Origin of the sequence: Parablautia muri (assembly GCF_009917485.1) — a bacterium.
Lineage (GTDB): Bacteria > Bacillota > Clostridia > Lachnospirales > Lachnospiraceae > Suilimivivens > Suilimivivens muri.
This window is the reverse complement of the sequence record NZ_QZDT01000043.1, coordinates 1-16,476: the sequence shown is the minus strand read 5'-3', so window position 1 is coordinate 16,476 and position 16,476 is coordinate 1. Positions and strand designations below refer to the sequence as shown.

The following is a 16,476-nucleotide window of genomic DNA, read 5'->3' as shown; positions in this document are numbered from 1 at the left end:
ATCACACCTCCGGGAAAATATCATGGTAGTTCCCGGCCATAGAATCCGTTATGGAATCTCTTGTTTCAAATGTCAGGCGCAGATATTTTTCAGTACTGCGGATGCTTCCATGTCCAAGATAAGTGCTGAGTATAGGAAGGGCATAATAAAGATCGCAGCCTTCCCGGTCCATTTTTTCCAGTGCGTGTACCGCAAATGTATGCCGCAGGTCATGCACCCGGGGAGGTGTGCCATCCTCCCTTGAAATGTATGCAGCCTTCATGTGTTTTTTCATCATCACATAGACCGGCGTACTGTTGTAATGGTTTCCGTCAGGGCTTGTGAAAAAGTATCCATTATAATCCGGCGGATACGCCATCTGTTCCAGATAATAATTCACATATTTCCAAAGTGATACGGACATGGGAACACAGCGCTGGCTTTCATTTTTTGTATTTGAGAGATACAAAACTCCCTGTGTGGTATCCACATCCCCTGTTTTTAACAGGAGCGCTTCGTTTAACCGTAGTCCGCACCCATACAGTATCCGTAAAAGCATTGGATAGATAAGATGGTGCTTTGGATACCTTCCCCAGTACGGGAGATGGTCTACGACTTCAAACAGCCGCCGGATTTCTTCGTGGGTAAATATATACGGACAGAAATCGGATCTCACCTTTACATATTTTTCTGCCGGATAGACATATGTATAATTTAAAGCACAAATCAACGTATTTTCTTCATAATCCCCGCATCAATTCCGTACACTTCGTCACATAGAATATCAATGTCATCCCGGACATGGCTTGCGATAATAATCAACTTACCTTTTCCCTTCATCTTCAATAAAACTTTTCTCATATCTTCAACGCCATTATTATCAAGTGCATTCATTGGCTCGTCCAGTATAAGAATGTCCGGGTTTTCCATTAATGCCTGTGCAATTCCAAGACGCTGTTTCATGCCAAGCGAATAATTTCCAACGTGTTTTTTGTCATCAGGATTTAATCCCACGAGTTCCATGTATTTTCGTATTTCATCTTCCTTAACCTTTCCCCTGACAGACGCTAAATATTTCAGATTTTTTAACCCTGGATATCTTGGCAGAAAACCCGGTGTCTCAATGATAAATCCTATATATTCTGGATAATCCACATCTTTTCCAACAACCCTGCCGCCAACTGTCACTGTCCCTGCCTGGGGGTACAGTAAGCCGCAGATACATTTGAGCAGAACCGTTTTGCCAGAACCGTTCCTTCCTACAATTCCATATATTTTTCCCATTTCAAATTTTGCACATACGGTTTTTAAAACTTCTTGATCGCCAAACGTTTTCGTCACATTCTCTATAAGAATTTCACATTTATCTTCCATGAATATGCCTCCTGCTGATTCTACTGATTACTTTCTCCTTATAATTTGCAACCACACATAATACACTGAGACTTACGATTGCAATCATGAAAAATTTCTCCGCGTATGCCAGATTGATTCCCCATTTTGGTGCAAAACCATTAAACAATTCCAGCTGCGTCAGGCTTACCGGCGAAAACCCATATGCCCAGTCCAGCCAGTCATTTGAAACACATATATCCAAAACAGCGGTCAGCATCCCGGCGAATGTTCCCACTGATTTAGCAGTCATCTTATTTCCAAAATAAATAAGCAATCCAATACATAAAATACAGGAAAATTCCAGCAGGATACTTATAACCAGCGCATAGGCAGGCTCATATTGCCGTATAATATTCTGAGATACTGACAATTCCACGCCGAACTCTGCACCGGCATTTGTTTTCCCCAATGTCCCCCAAATCTTGCCCCATTCATTTGACCATGTAATATGTCCAAGAAAAGGAGTAACCGCCGCAGCAGCCAGACAAGCAGTATAAAGAATTGATGTTTTTATAATATAAAGAATCTGTCCCAATCCCCATGACAGTTTTCCCGCTCTGGAAATCATATATTGATAAGATTCATCCTCAAATGGGGCATTACAGAACAAAATAACTGCACACGCCGCTATGACAAACTGAATCCTGTAATTATTGATTAAAAACACAAATGCAAATGGTGTAACATTTATATGCACGCTCTGGCTGAAGGTTGAAACGGCAGAAAGGCTTTCCATCACATACAATACAACAATAATAAGGATGAACGGTATTCTTATATTTCCCCATAACATTTTTATATTATATCTTGATACCTTATTTGCTTTCATAAAACATTCCATCCTTAAGTCCTCTCGCCATCTTTCTCGTAAAAACACATCCCATCAGAAAAACCAAAACACCTGAAACAATGGCAGCAATCATAACTGTGTGTCCACTGTCCTTAATCACTGTTCTGCCTATCAATATCTGGTCAAGCCGTAATTTATCATCAATGGACAACATCTGACTTATCCTGACAATCACATAGCTCCCAAAAAATGGGAACATTGTAATGACTAATCTGTCCGTTAAATATAATGACACAAACATGGAAACGCCAGCCCATATCATCCCACGCATAAATCCAAGCGCTGTCTCTATCATACAGTAACGAACCGGGGAATGAACCACCAGCCACTTATGAAATAAATCTGCGGTATCTGCAACTGATGTTTCATAATAATCACTTGTCATCGGAAATCTCGTACGCAAAAACAAAATCAGCAAAACCGTACCAAATGCAACAACCAGTCCACCCATCAGGATATTTACGATATATTTCACAGCGCCGTATCTTAGCATTCCCTCTCTGGAAACAATATACGCAACCGCCCTGCTCTTTCTTTCCTCGCAAAAACTGGCTGCAAAAGGAAGTGTCGCAAAAACTGGCAATATATATTTTCTGCACATTCCTCCGAAAGCGGAATTGCTCGTAAAATAGTATACACACCAGACGCTATTGCCGCTTTGCATTGCGCTTACCAAATCATTCCATGAATCAAAGCAAATGCAAAACATAACGCCAATAACCGCTATGACAGCACCCGCGTTGATTGCCCTCTTCCATTCATTCATAAATACTCTGCTCACGAAATTTCCTCTCCTGTGATTGCATTAAACCGAATTGAATATCTGCTGTCTTCAACCGATTGTCCATCTACTTCCAAGTCAACGCACCATACCGGAATCAAATCCATCTCCGTAAAGGAATCCTCCCTCAGAAGTGGGAAATACTCCATCCAGATATTTTTTGCCTTATACTCGCTTGTCAAAATCATATCGCCAAATTTTTTCATAATTGCTTCTTTGATACCATCTTCATCTATAATAGCCGCTTCCTTCTGATGTTCCTCATAAGGCTCAAACATTCCCATCATACTTATCATTTCAATCCCATTATTTGATAACAACACCGTTACAGTAGCCGGATAAGCTAGAAATCTCTCGCTCGTTTGTCTCAAATTTGGCTCATTTCGGTATACGGGAATCCCATTTACATTCATTCGAAAAATGATTCTGTATACTTCCATATCTTGTTCAAATGTATCGCTTCCATATCCCTTTGCTGACAAAAACTGATAGTCGCTATCTTCCATAATTGCCTTTTTCACGTTCTCAAAATCCACTGAATCCATAGCAACCACATCAAGAGCTTCCAGCTCTCCACCCACGCCAAACATTCCTATCATGTTTTGTATCCTTGCAACAGCATCCGCCTGGGACATGAAAGATAAATCCCTGTCATCTGCCAGCCCCATCTCTCCCGCATAGGAACAATAGGTGTCCAAATGGTTTGCAATATCATTTCTTTGATAGGTAAGCGTTCCTCCCGTAAATTCGTTGCTCCCATCATCAACAACAAGGGTTCCTTCCGCATTTTGCCCTATTGCTTCCTGCACTTTATCATAGTCAAATCTTTTTAACTGCGTAGCATATTCATAAAGGTTATTTTCCGGCATTTTCAATTCTGCACTGATGAACAAATTTTCATCCAGTTTTTCATCTATGAAAACTGCTGTGTTCTGTTCCTCTCTGGAATCAACATTTGTTTCGTCCTGTGATTCAACAACTTGAGTGTCTGTATCCATACTCTCAAAATCAATATTTGATTGTTCTTCACTTTGAGATGTATGAGCGCATCCTCCTAATAATGCCAGAAGAACCACCATACCTATTACAATTTCTATCATTTTTTTAATCTTTTTCATCTTAACCTCCACTTATCTTGACTTATTTTGCCTACTACTCTTTCGACTGAAAAGCTCTTTTTCCTTGTTCCAAAAAATGACTTTATCACAAAAATGAACGCTGTGCCGTTTCTTGTCATAATTAATATATATTTTTGTAAAAATTGATAAGAGCATGACCAGAATATAGCCATGCTCTTATTGTTCCTATTATTTTTTAGTATTTTTATTTGCCTTTACAGCCCATTTTCCATTCTTGCCATATACAGAAGCAGATTGATGCGGAATATGCCCTCCTGTGCCGTGACTGCCATTGTACCATTATACTTCTCCACAATCTTCTTCACATTTTTCAATCCGATTCCATGCTGTTCCGTAAAAGGCCTCGTTGTCTTAAAGATCGTATCCTTTCTATTCTGTTCCTCGCACAAGATACAGGCGGATTCAAAACTATTCTCAATTTTTACCTTTAGAATCCCTCTTTTCAATTTAATATGAACGCTCAGATATTTATTTTCCGTCTTGCCGGCTGCCTCAATCGCATTTTCAAGCAGGTTTCCCAAAATGACATTGACATCAAAAGAATGTCTGACTTTTTCCGGCAGCATTACTTTTACATCCACAGTTTTCAGTTCCTTCTCAGCCTTTTGTAGCATAAAATTGAGTACGCTGTCAATCTCCAGATTTCCAGATGCAACAATCTCATTAGGATTCCTGAGAAATGAACTCATCTCATCAATATACTTCTGTATTTCTGCTACGTCATGTTTATTCGCCAACAGCATCAATTCGTTGAGATGGTGTTTTATATCATGCCGTAAGGCTTTTATCTTTTCTTCTCCCCTCAGAACAACATTCAGTTGGTTTGCGTATGCCTGTAACTGCGTCTTCAGCATTTCCATCTCATATTGCTGTGAAATAGAATGCAGCAATAAATTATACAGATACAGCATAAGAAAATTTGCAATCAACAGACCAATGCTCACAATGGTAAGCCCTATGTCTGTACAAGTATCAGTATAAATCAACAAAGTAATGACTATAATACTGCATATGGGCATCAGCACCAACGAAATATTTTGAGCATCCTCTGCATCTTTATGAATTGTAATCATTTTTTCTATCACTAACTCACACATGAAAATCAGAAAAAACGATATGACTGCATAAATCTGATTATAGGCTCCCCCATCCCGGTAATTGACAAATAAGGATGTAGCTGCCACATCACAACCGCAATTTACCAAATAAATCGTACCGGTTATAAACAGATTTGTCCTGACAGACTTCGTATACAACCACACGATTGCACTGATTCCCATCAGATTACATATCATATTAATCCATACTGTATGAAATTCCCAAAATAACACAGTATTTATAACATAAAAGCAACCATAGACAATGTGTTTTTTCTTTTTGTCTACGTCTATCCCCAAAAAGATTGACGCACATCTGCCAATCAGAAATATCCGAAAAAGATTGGTCAGCGCGCAAAGCATAAAATCAAGCATATCTATTCCTCCCTTAAAAGTTTGTCTCTCACAAGTTTTCGATTTGCCAGACTGATTGTCAATATCGTGCCATCTACCAATTCCACCATCTCATAGGTGTATCGGAAAACATATTCTTTGTTTATGATATAAGACTGATGTATCACAATAAAATCCTCTGACAGGCATTTCACAACATTTTTTAGTTTGCCATAAAATTCAAATGCTGCTTTCATGGTTACAACCTTTACCTTACGTCCCTTGCTTTCGAGATAAACAATATCTCCCATAGGAATATAATAGTAATCTTTTCCCTGCTGAAATTCAAACCTTTCATTTCTCTTTTTTGCAATTTTGAGCGCCATACCCATAACTTCATTAATATGCTCCTGCAAGATTGGTTTAATCAGAAAATCCAAAGGCTGTGTTTTGAATAATTGCTGTGCATAGGATGCTTTTCCCGAAATATACACGATTTGCAATCCCATATTATCCAATTGGTTTCTGATATAAGCACCGACTTCAATACCTGTCATTTTAAAAAGTTCTATATCCAGAAAAAGAAGGTCCAGATAACCGCCTGATGCCAGATAGTCTCTTAAGCTTTCTCCTGTATACCAAATATTTGTATCGACTTGAATATCCTTTTCTTGTGCATATTGCAAAAGCATATTTTCAATAGATGTACAAATATTCTCTCCATCATCACAAATTCCAATGTTATACATACTGCACCTCGTAATATTATTTACGCTAAAACAATATATCTTTCACACTTAAAATTTAACGCTGCTTGTGATTATATCGCCAGGAAACAGCGGCGTCAAACGATATTGAGCAAAAGAATAATCATATCCTCCTAAATTTCTGTATCAAAAAAGGACTGCGTCTCGCAATCCTCTTTCACCAGTGTGTTCCTGCCCTGTAGGATGGTGATACATTTACTCATTATTTGGTTCACCCACACTATAATTCTGTGTTGCAACAGGATTGTTGGGATTATCATAACACTTTTCAATAGCCGGCTCTCCTACACTATAATTCTGCTCAGAAACAGGATTATTAGAGTCGTCATAGCTTTGTTCCGATTTACTGCCGATAATAGGCTCTCCCATATTATCATTTTGTTCGGAAATAGGAATGTTGGAATTATCCTGTTTCTGTTCCGGCTTGCTCTCAAAAACAGGCTCTCCTGCATTACCATTTTGTTCGGAAACGGGAATACTATAATTGTCATTCCTCTGTTCCGGTTCATTCTCAATAGCGGACGTATCCATATTGTTATCCTGTTTTGAAACAGAGGGATTTATGCCAACATTATCCTGCTCTGATGTACTCTCAATCGGCTCGCCAATATCATAACTTTGCACGGAAACAGGTATTTGAGAATCATCATCACTCTTTCTGATATAATCAGCGCAAACGATAAACGCTGACATAAACATTATAACTGCACCACAAAGTACAATCAATTTTTTCATTCTTCGTCCTCCATAAGTTAATTAAGAATTGATATATTGTCACTTTCATAAATGATAGATGCCACCACTTTTACGACTTCTTCCAACTGCATTTGATCGGCGATTATCAAATAGTGGGTGCCCCCATACTGGAACTTGGCTGTATACCGTTTATATGGAGTACTCATACTGCCTAAAATAACGGCGGTATCACCAATATAGGTCGTTTCAAGATTATTTGTGTCAACATAGACACAATCACCTGTCATTCCAATTTTTGAAATAGCAACTGAAAATCCAATTTTTGCTCCATTTTCCGTATCTAAAAGTGGATTTCCATTATTGTCATATTCATGGTAAAAATCAAAATAGATAAGGTCATTCACTGCAACGCCGGACTTATCAACAAGGACGGCTGCACTTTCATTGTAAGGGGAAGCTGTCAATGTATTCGGAATATATGCAGGGATAGGATTTCGCCCATAATATGCAGTAATTTCGTCCATAGTCCATGTAATAATTTCATGTACTTCCGGGTCATAAAGAAAACTTCCCTCTGAAACACTTTGCACATCATTCACACGCACTTGGCTCACATTAACTTGGTGTATCTCCGGGTAATATGGTGCCGGGTCTGTTTGATATGGTAAAGTTATTTCATAATCGGGTGGGGCAACAGGTGTGTCAAATATGTTTGGTATCAGCATTGCCACTGAAATAACGCAAACAAAACACGCTGCTACAAAATAATATTTCCACGGAAAAGAAGTTCGTCTTATCTGTGTGGCATATTCCGCTTCTTCCACAAACTTTTCATCAACAAAGCCCATTCCATATATTAAGTCTTTACCGTCCATAATGTGATACCCTCCTTTCTTAAAAAGATTTCTAATTCATTTCTTGTGCGAAAAAGGGTGGTTTTTACCTTACTTTCGCTTATGTCATATCTTTGAGAGATGCTATGAATAGAGTCCGTGTACCAATATCGCCGCATAAATATCAAACGTTTTTCCTGTGCTAAACCAGAAAGAAAAATATTCAGCAAGCGTCCAATTTCTTTACTTTCTACTTCGCGGTCTATGTTGGATAATGAGTCTGGAATACATGACTGCATTTCGCTGGTTAATTCAACGATTTTCGCATTGCGCTTTTGCGCATTTTTCCAATCTAACAATCCAAAGCAAATATGTCTACAAATTTTTGCGATATAAGCAAAGAAGTATGTAGGTTTCTGTGGTGGAATAGTATTCCATGTTTTTAGAAGTGTATCATTAACACACTCCGCCGTATCTTCCCGGCTGTTCAATATCTTCATGGCTAAAAGACAGAGTTTTCCTCCATACTTGACTTCTGTATGTTTTATAGCCATTTCATCACGTTTCCAAAACAGACAAATTATCTCGTAGTCCTCCATTTGAACCTCCTTTCTTTTCATATTGATAGCCTCTCATCCATATAGAGGGAAAAAATATTTGTCGGTTACACTTTTTTGAAATATTTAAAAGAAATTTATCAAAGAAAAGTATGCGGCCGGAAGGACATTCCCCGTTCCATGAACACGGAAAATACCCTTCCTTATAGATTTCTGCCAGCATGGTAAAAAAAATAGGCGTATCCAATACTTTTTCCACACACGCCCACGCCATATCCCGCTTAATCCTGTCAAAAAGCTCATTGCAAACCGCAAGTTGGTCGTCCAAGTGCTGTCTGACGATAAATTCGCCGAACTTTTCCCAAACAGTATCGCCGATCGCGGCGGAAACAGATTCAAAAATATCATCAATAGCATCATCGCCGATTTTTTTCATAGCTATATTTTTCATTTGGCTTGCCGTTGTTTTCAAACCAACAGATTGACTTTGCTTCCTCCAAAAAAGCCTCCATTCATTCACCGATTTTTTTCGCCTAACATACCCAGCAGTTCGATGTCGCTGTATGTAATGGAAGAAACGCTGACAATGCCGATGAAAGACAACAGTTCCTTTTTTCCCATAGCCGCAAAATCATACAAACCATACGGATAGCCCGCCGGATTTGGTATATCCAGCTTTCCTGCCGCCGCTTTTGCAAACGTCCGTTACGAAAAAATCCTCGCTGTCTTGAATCTCTGCGCATTCGTCAGCGACACCGTTCTCCATGCCCGCCTTTTGCAAAAGAACATCCGCTTCATTCCTGCTTTCAATATGAGCGCACACAGTTTCCCACAGGAGATTTGTCCGCAGATTTTCGATAAGTTCATCTCTGTCCATTTACGCTTCGCCGTCCTCGTCATTTTCTTCCTCAACCAATGAATTGATAAATGTTGTAATCGACTCTGCCAGATAGGTCACATGGTCCTCCGGGTTTTCGCCATATTCGAACTCGTGATTATAATAATAAATCGCACCACAATCTGCTTCTCTTACACTGAAGCAAAAGAGGTTTCCCCCAGCTTCATCAGCAAACGGTATCAGCCATTCTGGGATTGCATCGTCTTCTCTCAAAAGCGTCAATATTTTTCCCACAGACCGCCCTTTTCTTCCGCTGATTGGAATAAACCATCCAACATTGTATGTATTTCCGGTTTTGTCTGTGAAAACGGAGTTTTTCGGATAACCCCCGTTATAGGTCAAATAGTGTTCCCTCACCGCCGCTGAGATTTTCATATGAAATTTTTGTTCGATGCAAGCTTAATCTTATTCCGCAGCCTTTCCATGTGTATGCAAAATTTGATTGTTATACATGATTTGAAAACTCCTTTCATTGCTTTGCAATCTGATGTACTATCTATCTTTTTATATCATGATTTTTATTTACACCCATCGTTTTCCATCGTATCCCTATAAAGCGGACATGTCCTGCAGCCTTCATTGTCTTTTTTCTCATAATTGCATGAACCCATGTCTGTAATACTATGTGCAAAGCCTTGCTGATACATATGAAACGCCCAGCCGCAGACCGAACATGGAAAGGAATCATTTCAAAGGCTTTCGATATTGTACTGCATAACCGTTCCATGACAGCATCCGGTGTTCCCTGATAAAACTCTATGATCCGAATCATCCTTCATAGTAACTCAGCATATGCTCGTATATGTCTCTGGTCTGTTTTTCATCTCCCCATGATAAAGGGTCATCGGCATAACATAGAGTCCAAAACGGCTCTATCTTCTGAATATTTCCAGGAAGGCTTTCCCATAAGCGATACATTTGACTTGCAAAATATTTTATATCCGGACAATTATTATAAACTACCTTTAATTTACTCATCAAAATCCTCCCAAACTGTTCAAGGTTAAGATTTTTGTAGTCAATATGTGTCCTTACATAAATAATCGCTTTACTGATGTCTGTTTCCCATTCCAAATAGAGCAAATCATCATTTTCAGGAGTAGCGAGAAATAATTCGTCAAGCCGTTTATTGTACTCGTTTTCTGTTACTAATCCCTCATAAAGCAAAATAGCATAAACCAATAATTCTTCCATGATATCACTCCATTCTGATTGAAATACCTGAAAATCCCGCATCAGAAAACGAATCATCTGTCGCTCCTAAAAGCATATCATCCGCCGCACCATCCATATCCAATGAACTTCGCCAGCCAATCCCAGTAAGCCGCTCTTTTTCCGCAGTCGGGGCAGACCCACGTTCCATATACAAAAGGCAGAAACCGGATCGTTTCTTCATCTCCTATCCGGTGAAGCAGGCCCTGAAACCACACAGGCTCATCCTCTATGGACTTGCCGTCCCATGGAGCAATCGAAACCGGTTCTATGCAAAAATAATTCTTGTCTGTGCGAAAAGAGATAACTTCCTCTTTCCAGCCGCACAGGCAGGCGATGATGCAATATTCCCATTCATTGCCAAACATATTCCACGTCCCATATGCATGCGTCCGGTTTCCAAGGATTGCAAGCGCAGAAAGGGCAAAGCGCTCTCTCTGCGTTGGATTGTTTCCCAAAACTGCTGCGATGTTCGGATTTGTGACCAATTTTTCTGTTTCACGGCGAAGCCCCCTCAACCCTTCCTGAAATTCTCGAAAGGCTTCTGTATCAGGTTTGAGAGGCCATACCCTTTCAGCGGCAATGGCAAGGCCAATCTCAGTAATCAAAAATGCCTTATCTTCTAAAGGGAGTTTTGTACACAGAACCGCCAAATGAGGAAGGATATAGGCTGTCGCATCATAATAACGGGCCTGATGGCTCAAATCCCCGCTCAGACTTTACATATTTTCACGGAAATCTCCGTTTCCTTCCATTAAATCACGAAGTATTTCATCCGTATCGCTTCCGGCGGAGCCAAGTTCTTTCCATATCGAAGAATCCAAAGAAATCATATATAAACCTCCGTTTCGGTTTTCCGGTCATGCAAAACAGTTGTGCATGACCAATCGTCTATCTGCAGCTCCTTACCACTGGAAAGCTATAATCCTGTTTTTTCCGATATGATCTGCAGCCATTTCTTTCTTTTCCCCAGCGAGATCTTTTCTGTCACGATTTCCCCGCTTTCCCTGTTTTCATAAGTAATCACCATCCCTATCGGAAAAAATCCCTGATTGCATTTTCCCAGTTCCTTAATACAGCTGTAAGGAATATGGATGTATTCGCATGAAAATCCCTTGGTGAGAATGACCTGCCGGTCCGTAAAGATTGCCACGCCGCCCCGCTTCCATGTCTCGATTCTTCCGACCAGCTTCTCCGTATAATTGATCGTAATTGAGCCATATAGTTTTTCATCTGGCGATAGCAAGCCCCTGTCCACAAGATTCCGCCTCTGCTTTTCCAACTTTTGTTCATTCATTTCCTGAATCCTCCATATCTGCATAATCATAATCGCCCGGAATCTCCCTTGAGACTCCGGGCACCTATATGTCTGATTATAGCACTGCCAGACTGCCACGCAAAAGCGCCCCGTCCAAATCGGCACATAAATCGGCAAAATCGGCATTTCGGGGCGGTCATTGTCATCTCACATGTCATTTCGCATCGCTGTATATCTGTGTATCCTGTCCACGGAACTGTTTTCGTTATTTTTCTACAGTTCCATTGTATCTGTCAAGACAGGATTTTGCGATGGTAAGTATCGCGGTAAAACGGTTCCCGTTCTGTTCTATATAAAGCAGCCCTCCGTATTTTTGCGCGGTATCCCGCATGTTTGTAATCCCAAAACCATGATTTTCGGCGTCCGGCTTCGTGGAAGCCAGCAGAATATGTTTTACTTTTCCATTGGCAGCAGGTGTGTTGATACATGTATTTTCCACCTCCATCACCAGAAAATGCTCCTGCGCGTGCAGCGCCGCATGGACGCTGCCATGGGCGCACTGCCTTGCCGCCTCAATGGCATTGTCCAGAAGATTGCCTGCCATGACGATCAGATCCTTCCCCGGAATACATGCCCATCCGGGATTTTCCTCCGCCTCGATATCCATCCGGACTCCCTGTCTGTCAGCCAGCACGGACTTTTCCCAGAGAATGGCGTTCAGGACAGGATTAGATGTATAGCGCTTTCCGGTCAGGGTATCCAGTTCCACTTCCATATCCCCAAGCAGGCTTAATATCTCCTCGTTTCCTCCGTCTGCGGCCAGCGCGGCTATGGAAACCATGCAATTTTTCAGGTCATGGGCATACCGCCTGTGTCCCAGATCGATTTCTTCCAGGTGCTTATAGTACCTTTGCTGCAGCGCGGCCTGCTGCCTGGCAAGCTGCTGTTCCCTGCTTTTCTCGCTGACGAAAAACAGTTTGTTGATGGTGTAAAAAAGCAGTACATTTGCCAGCGGCAGAATGAAAAGCCCGAATTTCAGACTGTACTGCGCCCATACGGCGCCATCGTTTCCAAAGACAATCCCAAGATAGATCAGCGCCGTGGAAAACGGCAGAATCACAAAAGACAGCGGAAAATGCTCCCGCATCTTATACTGTGTGCCGAGGAAACAGATTTTCAGTCCATGCAGCACAAACCAGCACAGTATGTAGGAAAGGGTTCCCATCGTATATTTTTCCGCTTCCCGTGTATAATGAAGTTCTTCCCTGATCAGCTGCCAGAACGGGATTTTGGCAAAGAAAAGCTCAATTACAAGCTCTGAGAACAATGCTACCGCCCCGCCGATCAGGAGCAGAAATGCCTCTTTCCTATGGTCGTCCTTAAAAATCAACAGAACCGGCATCAACAGAATCGGCAATCCAAAGAGCAGGTTTATTAGCCTGCTGTCAAAGGAATTGACCAGCCTGAGGGCTGCCGCACATAACAGCAGGATCAAAAAACGCAGCTTCCGGTCCCGCACCCTGAATTTTAGCTGATCCCTGAAAAAATCATAAAAAACCAGATGCCCAAACAGAGTGGCGCCGAATTTCAATATAGCGCCCATGACAGCTTCCATCATTCCTTCGCCCCTCTCTTATACTTTTTATGGAAATACATGGAAAAGCTCTGGTGGAATTTTTTGCTGCAGGTCCTGCTGATTCCCAGCCTGTCCCCGTTGCTCATGGTCAGCTCGTTCTGCATGATTTTTGTGACGGCTCTCAGATTCACGATATAGCTGCTGTGGGCGTACTCAAAGCCCTGTGCGCAAAGCTGCGCGTACCAATCCTCCAGCCGCTCGTTGCTCTGAAGCGTCTTCTTGCCCCCCGCTACGCCGGCTTCTACGGTGAGCCGGCTTCCCCTCTTTGTCTTTTCAATGTAAAGAATACTTCCCACAGGGACACGCCGCGCCTCCCCGTCACTGACTACCTCCGCCATTTCCCTGCGGCTGCGCCGTTTCGTTTCCAGCAGAAGTTCCCCGATATCCCGCGTTCTCTCCTCCGCGTCCGAATTTTTTAAGAGGTAGCGGTAGGGCTGTACCCGGAAATGCTCCGGCTCCGGCAGAACCACCCCGGATACAAAGGCAATCACGACATTCTCATTCTTTTCCCTCAGCTTCTGCGCCGTCTCATATCCGCCCATTCCCGCCATCTGCATGTCCAGGATGGCCAGCTGGCAGGCTCCGCAGCCTGACTGAAGGAAATCATCGCCGCTGCAATAGGTGCCGCAGGCCATATCTGCCGTAAATTCTTTGCAGGCTTCTATATCCTGCTTCATTTCCTGCAAAAATGCAGTATTATCGTCCACAATCGCTATGTTTATCATTTTGGGGTTGCCTCCTCATGAACAGCTGACCAAATCATACCGATGTATCTGATCGGCTGAATTGTTCCTGCTAAAGTATAGCGCAAAGCCAGCCAGCATTCAATAAACTGCCGCTTGCTGTTCGCTCCGTTCCGGTAACAGGCAAAAATCCATGCAAAAACCGTAATACGGACTCTGTTCGTTTCGCAAATGGAGTTTTACCCTCCTATTCCTCTACATCTAATATTTTCATCAATTCGTCTTTTTGATTTTGAACACAGCTTTGTACAGCTTTCATGATTTCATCCTCAGATATGCCCGGCGGGAACATCTCTCTTGGCACTCCGTGGTCAAACATCGCAGCATATTTTTGTTCCAATTCAAATTTCTTATCATCAAAGCCATTGATATCTTCATCAATTAATTTACGCATAAAATATAATGTTTTATCTTCCATAATAAGTCCTTTCCTGCGCAGAAAACTTTTGACATATTATCTTATTTTCTAACATACTGTCCAACATTTCAAATGCTGAAGGAACAGTTTTGCAAAAATCTCTTTTCCATCCCTCAATAATCCATCAAAAAAGGTTCTGACTTTTCTACTTTATCGGCTTTTTGTAACTTCTGATATATACCAGAAAGCAAGTCGCTCAAATTCTTTATCGGTCATGTTCTGTAACTTTCTGATTATCTTATGGGCTAATGCCTCCAAATACGGGTCATTGAGATATGGCAAGGTTCTCTATATCCTCTATGCCCCACACCTGTTCGCTCCACTATGGAAGTTACCGGGCAGATGCCGGATACCATCTTCCCATCCTTTGCTACCTCGCCCCTTTATCTTTATGTCTTGTCCGATCATCCCTGCCTGCTTCTCTTATCTTTACCACCTGTTCTTTCTGCCTGAGCCTGTCCCTGACGCTCATGGTGTCCTGCACTTTGTCTCCACAGGCTTGTTCATACTCCACACAGGCAGCCTGATAATCAAGATACTCTTTCTTTGCCGCATTCAGTTCCTTATAAAATGCCTGAACAGAGTCAAAATGATGTTCATTCACGATAGAGGAAAGCCTCTTTTTCAGCATATCCCGCTTTTTCTCTCGCTCGAAAATAGCTTTGTTTTGTTCTTTGAGCCTATCGTCAATCTCTTTCATGCGGGAATACTTTTCTGCAAGTATGGAAGGCTTTGGCTACGGCGGTCTTTCTGTTTCTGACTGCTTTGTTTCAGCAGGGACAGTTTTTTGTTCTGTCTTTATCTGTTCAATAACCGATTTTTTGATTTCCCCAGTGTTTTCTTGCCAAAGCTGTCCCGCCTTATTCTGCGCATCTGATTTCCGCTCCGTATATAAAGGAAACTGTATCTTCTTTTCCCATCGGACTGCCGAATCAACTTTTACATGAATCTTACCATCCATATCTTTTGATGTTTCCCTTACAGCATCATCAGCTTTGCTGATGACCTTTTCCGCCATATCCATTACTTTCCGAATAACCTTTGCAATCAGTTTCTACAACATGGCAATCGCCGCCCTGATAATATCCCTGAACAACTCCGGCTTTTTACCGTCCTGCTCCACAGATTCCTTTACCCTGTCCGTAATCTCCATTTTCTTTAACTCCAAAATCTCCACTTCGGATACGCCGCTTACGATTGCACGGTCAACCGTCCTGTTCCATTCCATGCGGATTTCATTATCCGCCTTTATCTCCACCGCTTTCGGATTATTTTTGCCGACTTTCTTTGTCCGCACATGACGCCCTGCTCGTCATAAAACATATTCCGGGTGGCAGTCTTTTCTATTGGCTGGTCTAACCGCTCCCTCTCCGCAAATATCATATGGATATGCAGGTTTGTTTTCCGTTTATTGTGGTGGAGCGCAGCAAATCACTCCACGCCGTAGCGTTTCTTAAATTCGTCTACTATCTTTTTCAGCAGATAGTCATGGTCATGGCTGATAAAACTTTCTGGCAGGGCGATCATCAGCTTCCTCGCCTTGATACATTTTCCATTCGTCCCGCTTTTTTCAAATTCTTCCTGATTACACTTGGCAAGTTTCGTCCAGAGTGCCCTGTCCGGCTCGCTGGTGCTTGCAGGGCAGACGGAATTATGGGAGCAGAAACTCAGGCTCCATGCCTATGAGGCCATAAGGCAGCGTATCGACATGAACATCGTACTGGGCAGGCTGGACCGTGCAGAAACAGGAAAATATGCTGCATCCCATATGGCATATGCGGGTGCAGGGAAAGAGATCTTTACCAGCGGTGCGGAGGACGAAGTCTATAAGATATCTGCGTGCATACCGCGGATGATAAACTGTGTATGTGAAAAGGCGCTGAT

At 41.9% G+C, this 16,476-nt stretch carries 24 protein-coding genes and 1 pseudogene; 1 reads left to right on the top strand and 24 read right to left on the bottom strand.

Going from position 1 to position 16,476, the window contains the following annotated elements:
• Position 1: 1 nt before the first annotated feature.
• The 24 genes from D5281_RS18685 to D5281_RS25920 form a co-directional block, all read right to left on the bottom strand.
• Positions 2-709 carry a tyrosine-type recombinase/integrase gene (locus tag D5281_RS18685; RefSeq protein WP_160561594.1) on the bottom strand — a complete coding sequence of 236 codons (708 nt, stop codon included), beginning with the start codon at positions 707-709 and terminating at the stop codon, positions 2-4.
• Entirely contained in the window at positions 706-1,353 is a 648-nt protein-coding gene (locus D5281_RS18680; protein ID WP_160561593.1) for an ABC transporter ATP-binding protein, read from the bottom strand. Before D5281_RS18680 ends, D5281_RS18685 begins: the two co-directional genes overlap by 4 nt.
• Positions 1,343-2,203, bottom strand: a complete 861-nt coding sequence (locus tag D5281_RS18675; RefSeq protein ID WP_160561592.1) for a hypothetical protein — start codon at positions 2,201-2,203, stop codon at positions 1,343-1,345. The genes D5281_RS18680 and D5281_RS18675 overlap by 11 nt, the downstream gene beginning before the upstream one ends.
• Positions 2,190-2,990 carry a hypothetical protein gene (locus D5281_RS18670; RefSeq protein WP_160561591.1) on the bottom strand — a complete coding sequence of 267 codons (801 nt, stop codon included), beginning with the start codon at positions 2,988-2,990 and terminating at the stop codon, positions 2,190-2,192. Before D5281_RS18670 ends, D5281_RS18675 begins: the two co-directional genes overlap by 14 nt.
• A gap of 11 nt (positions 2,991-3,001) precedes the next feature.
• A complete protein-coding gene (locus tag D5281_RS18665) occupies positions 3,002-4,123 on the bottom strand; it encodes a hypothetical protein (RefSeq protein ID WP_160561590.1) in 1,122 nt (373 codons plus the stop codon).
• A 215-nt stretch (positions 4,124-4,338) separates the two neighbouring features.
• On the bottom strand, positions 4,339-5,616 hold the full coding sequence (locus D5281_RS18660) for a sensor histidine kinase (protein ID WP_160561589.1): 1,278 nt from the start codon (positions 5,614-5,616) through the stop codon (positions 4,339-4,341).
• Between the two features lie 2 nt (positions 5,617-5,618).
• A complete protein-coding gene (locus D5281_RS18655; protein ID WP_160561588.1) occupies positions 5,619-6,323 on the bottom strand; it encodes a LytR/AlgR family response regulator transcription factor in 705 nt (234 codons plus the stop codon).
• 213 nt (positions 6,324-6,536) lie between these two features.
• The gene (locus D5281_RS18650; RefSeq protein ID WP_160561587.1) at positions 6,537-7,076 is read right to left on the bottom strand and encodes a hypothetical protein; all 540 of its coding nucleotides are present in this window, start codon (positions 7,074-7,076) and stop codon (positions 6,537-6,539) included.
• A 17-nt stretch (positions 7,077-7,093) separates the two neighbouring features.
• The gene (locus D5281_RS18645; RefSeq protein WP_160561586.1) at positions 7,094-7,912 is read right to left on the bottom strand and encodes a hypothetical protein; all 819 of its coding nucleotides are present in this window, start codon (positions 7,910-7,912) and stop codon (positions 7,094-7,096) included.
• Entirely contained in the window at positions 7,894-8,469 is a 576-nt protein-coding gene (locus tag D5281_RS18640; RefSeq protein WP_160561585.1) for an RNA polymerase sigma factor, read from the bottom strand. The genes D5281_RS18645 and D5281_RS18640 overlap by 19 nt, the downstream gene beginning before the upstream one ends.
• Positions 8,429-8,878, bottom strand: coding sequence for a hypothetical protein (locus D5281_RS18635; RefSeq protein WP_160561584.1), 450 nt, complete (start codon positions 8,876-8,878; stop codon positions 8,429-8,431). The genes D5281_RS18640 and D5281_RS18635 overlap by 41 nt, the downstream gene beginning before the upstream one ends.
• 180 nt (positions 8,879-9,058) lie before the next feature.
• The gene (locus tag D5281_RS18630; RefSeq protein ID WP_160561583.1) at positions 9,059-9,304 is read right to left on the bottom strand and encodes a hypothetical protein; all 246 of its coding nucleotides are present in this window, start codon (positions 9,302-9,304) and stop codon (positions 9,059-9,061) included.
• Positions 9,305-9,718 (bottom strand): SMI1/KNR4 family protein, encoded by a 414-nt coding sequence (locus D5281_RS18625; protein WP_330585151.1) that lies wholly within the window; start codon positions 9,716-9,718, stop codon positions 9,305-9,307.
• A 103-nt stretch (positions 9,719-9,821) separates the two neighbouring features.
• Positions 9,822-10,097 (bottom strand): hypothetical protein, encoded by a 276-nt coding sequence (locus D5281_RS18620; RefSeq protein WP_160561581.1) that lies wholly within the window; start codon positions 10,095-10,097, stop codon positions 9,822-9,824.
• On the bottom strand, positions 10,094-10,576 hold the full coding sequence (locus D5281_RS18615; protein ID WP_330585148.1) for a hypothetical protein: 483 nt from the start codon (positions 10,574-10,576) through the stop codon (positions 10,094-10,096). Before D5281_RS18615 ends, D5281_RS18620 begins: the two co-directional genes overlap by 4 nt.
• A gap of 20 nt (positions 10,577-10,596) precedes the next feature.
• Entirely contained in the window at positions 10,597-11,241 is a 645-nt protein-coding gene (locus D5281_RS18610) for a hypothetical protein (protein WP_160561580.1), read from the bottom strand.
• A 215-nt stretch (positions 11,242-11,456) separates the two neighbouring features.
• Positions 11,457-11,834, bottom strand: a complete 378-nt coding sequence (locus tag D5281_RS18605) for a hypothetical protein (protein ID WP_160561579.1) — start codon at positions 11,832-11,834, stop codon at positions 11,457-11,459.
• A gap of 226 nt (positions 11,835-12,060) precedes the next feature.
• Positions 12,061-13,413, bottom strand: coding sequence for a sensor histidine kinase (locus D5281_RS18600; RefSeq protein ID WP_160561578.1), 1,353 nt, complete (start codon positions 13,411-13,413; stop codon positions 12,061-12,063).
• On the bottom strand, positions 13,410-14,156 hold the full coding sequence (locus D5281_RS18595; RefSeq protein ID WP_160561577.1) for a LytR/AlgR family response regulator transcription factor: 747 nt from the start codon (positions 14,154-14,156) through the stop codon (positions 13,410-13,412). The genes D5281_RS18600 and D5281_RS18595 overlap by 4 nt, the downstream gene beginning before the upstream one ends.
• A 205-nt stretch (positions 14,157-14,361) precedes the next feature.
• Positions 14,362-14,592, bottom strand: a complete 231-nt coding sequence (locus tag D5281_RS18590) for a hypothetical protein (protein WP_160561576.1) — start codon at positions 14,590-14,592, stop codon at positions 14,362-14,364.
• A 150-nt stretch (positions 14,593-14,742) separates the two neighbouring features.
• The gene (locus D5281_RS27220; RefSeq protein ID WP_160561575.1) at positions 14,743-14,874 is read right to left on the bottom strand and encodes a transposon-transfer assisting family protein; all 132 of its coding nucleotides are present in this window, start codon (positions 14,872-14,874) and stop codon (positions 14,743-14,745) included.
• A gap of 88 nt (positions 14,875-14,962) precedes the next feature.
• Positions 14,963-15,292: a hypothetical protein gene (locus tag D5281_RS25930; RefSeq protein WP_277935456.1), complete on the bottom strand. Its 330-nt coding sequence runs from the start codon at positions 15,290-15,292 to the stop codon at positions 14,963-14,965.
• Positions 15,293-15,328: 36 nt separating this feature from the next.
• Entirely contained in the window at positions 15,329-15,610 is a 282-nt protein-coding gene (locus D5281_RS25925; protein WP_277935455.1) for an immunoglobulin domain-containing family protein, read from the bottom strand.
• A 36-nt stretch (positions 15,611-15,646) separates the two neighbouring features.
• Positions 15,647-15,889, bottom strand: a complete 243-nt coding sequence (locus D5281_RS25920; protein WP_277935454.1) for a hypothetical protein — start codon at positions 15,887-15,889, stop codon at positions 15,647-15,649.
• 294 nt (positions 15,890-16,183) lie between these two features.
• Between D5281_RS25920 and D5281_RS18575 the strand changes: the two are divergent.
• Positions 16,184-16,476, top strand: a pseudogene (locus D5281_RS18575) (hypothetical protein); the annotation flags it as partial.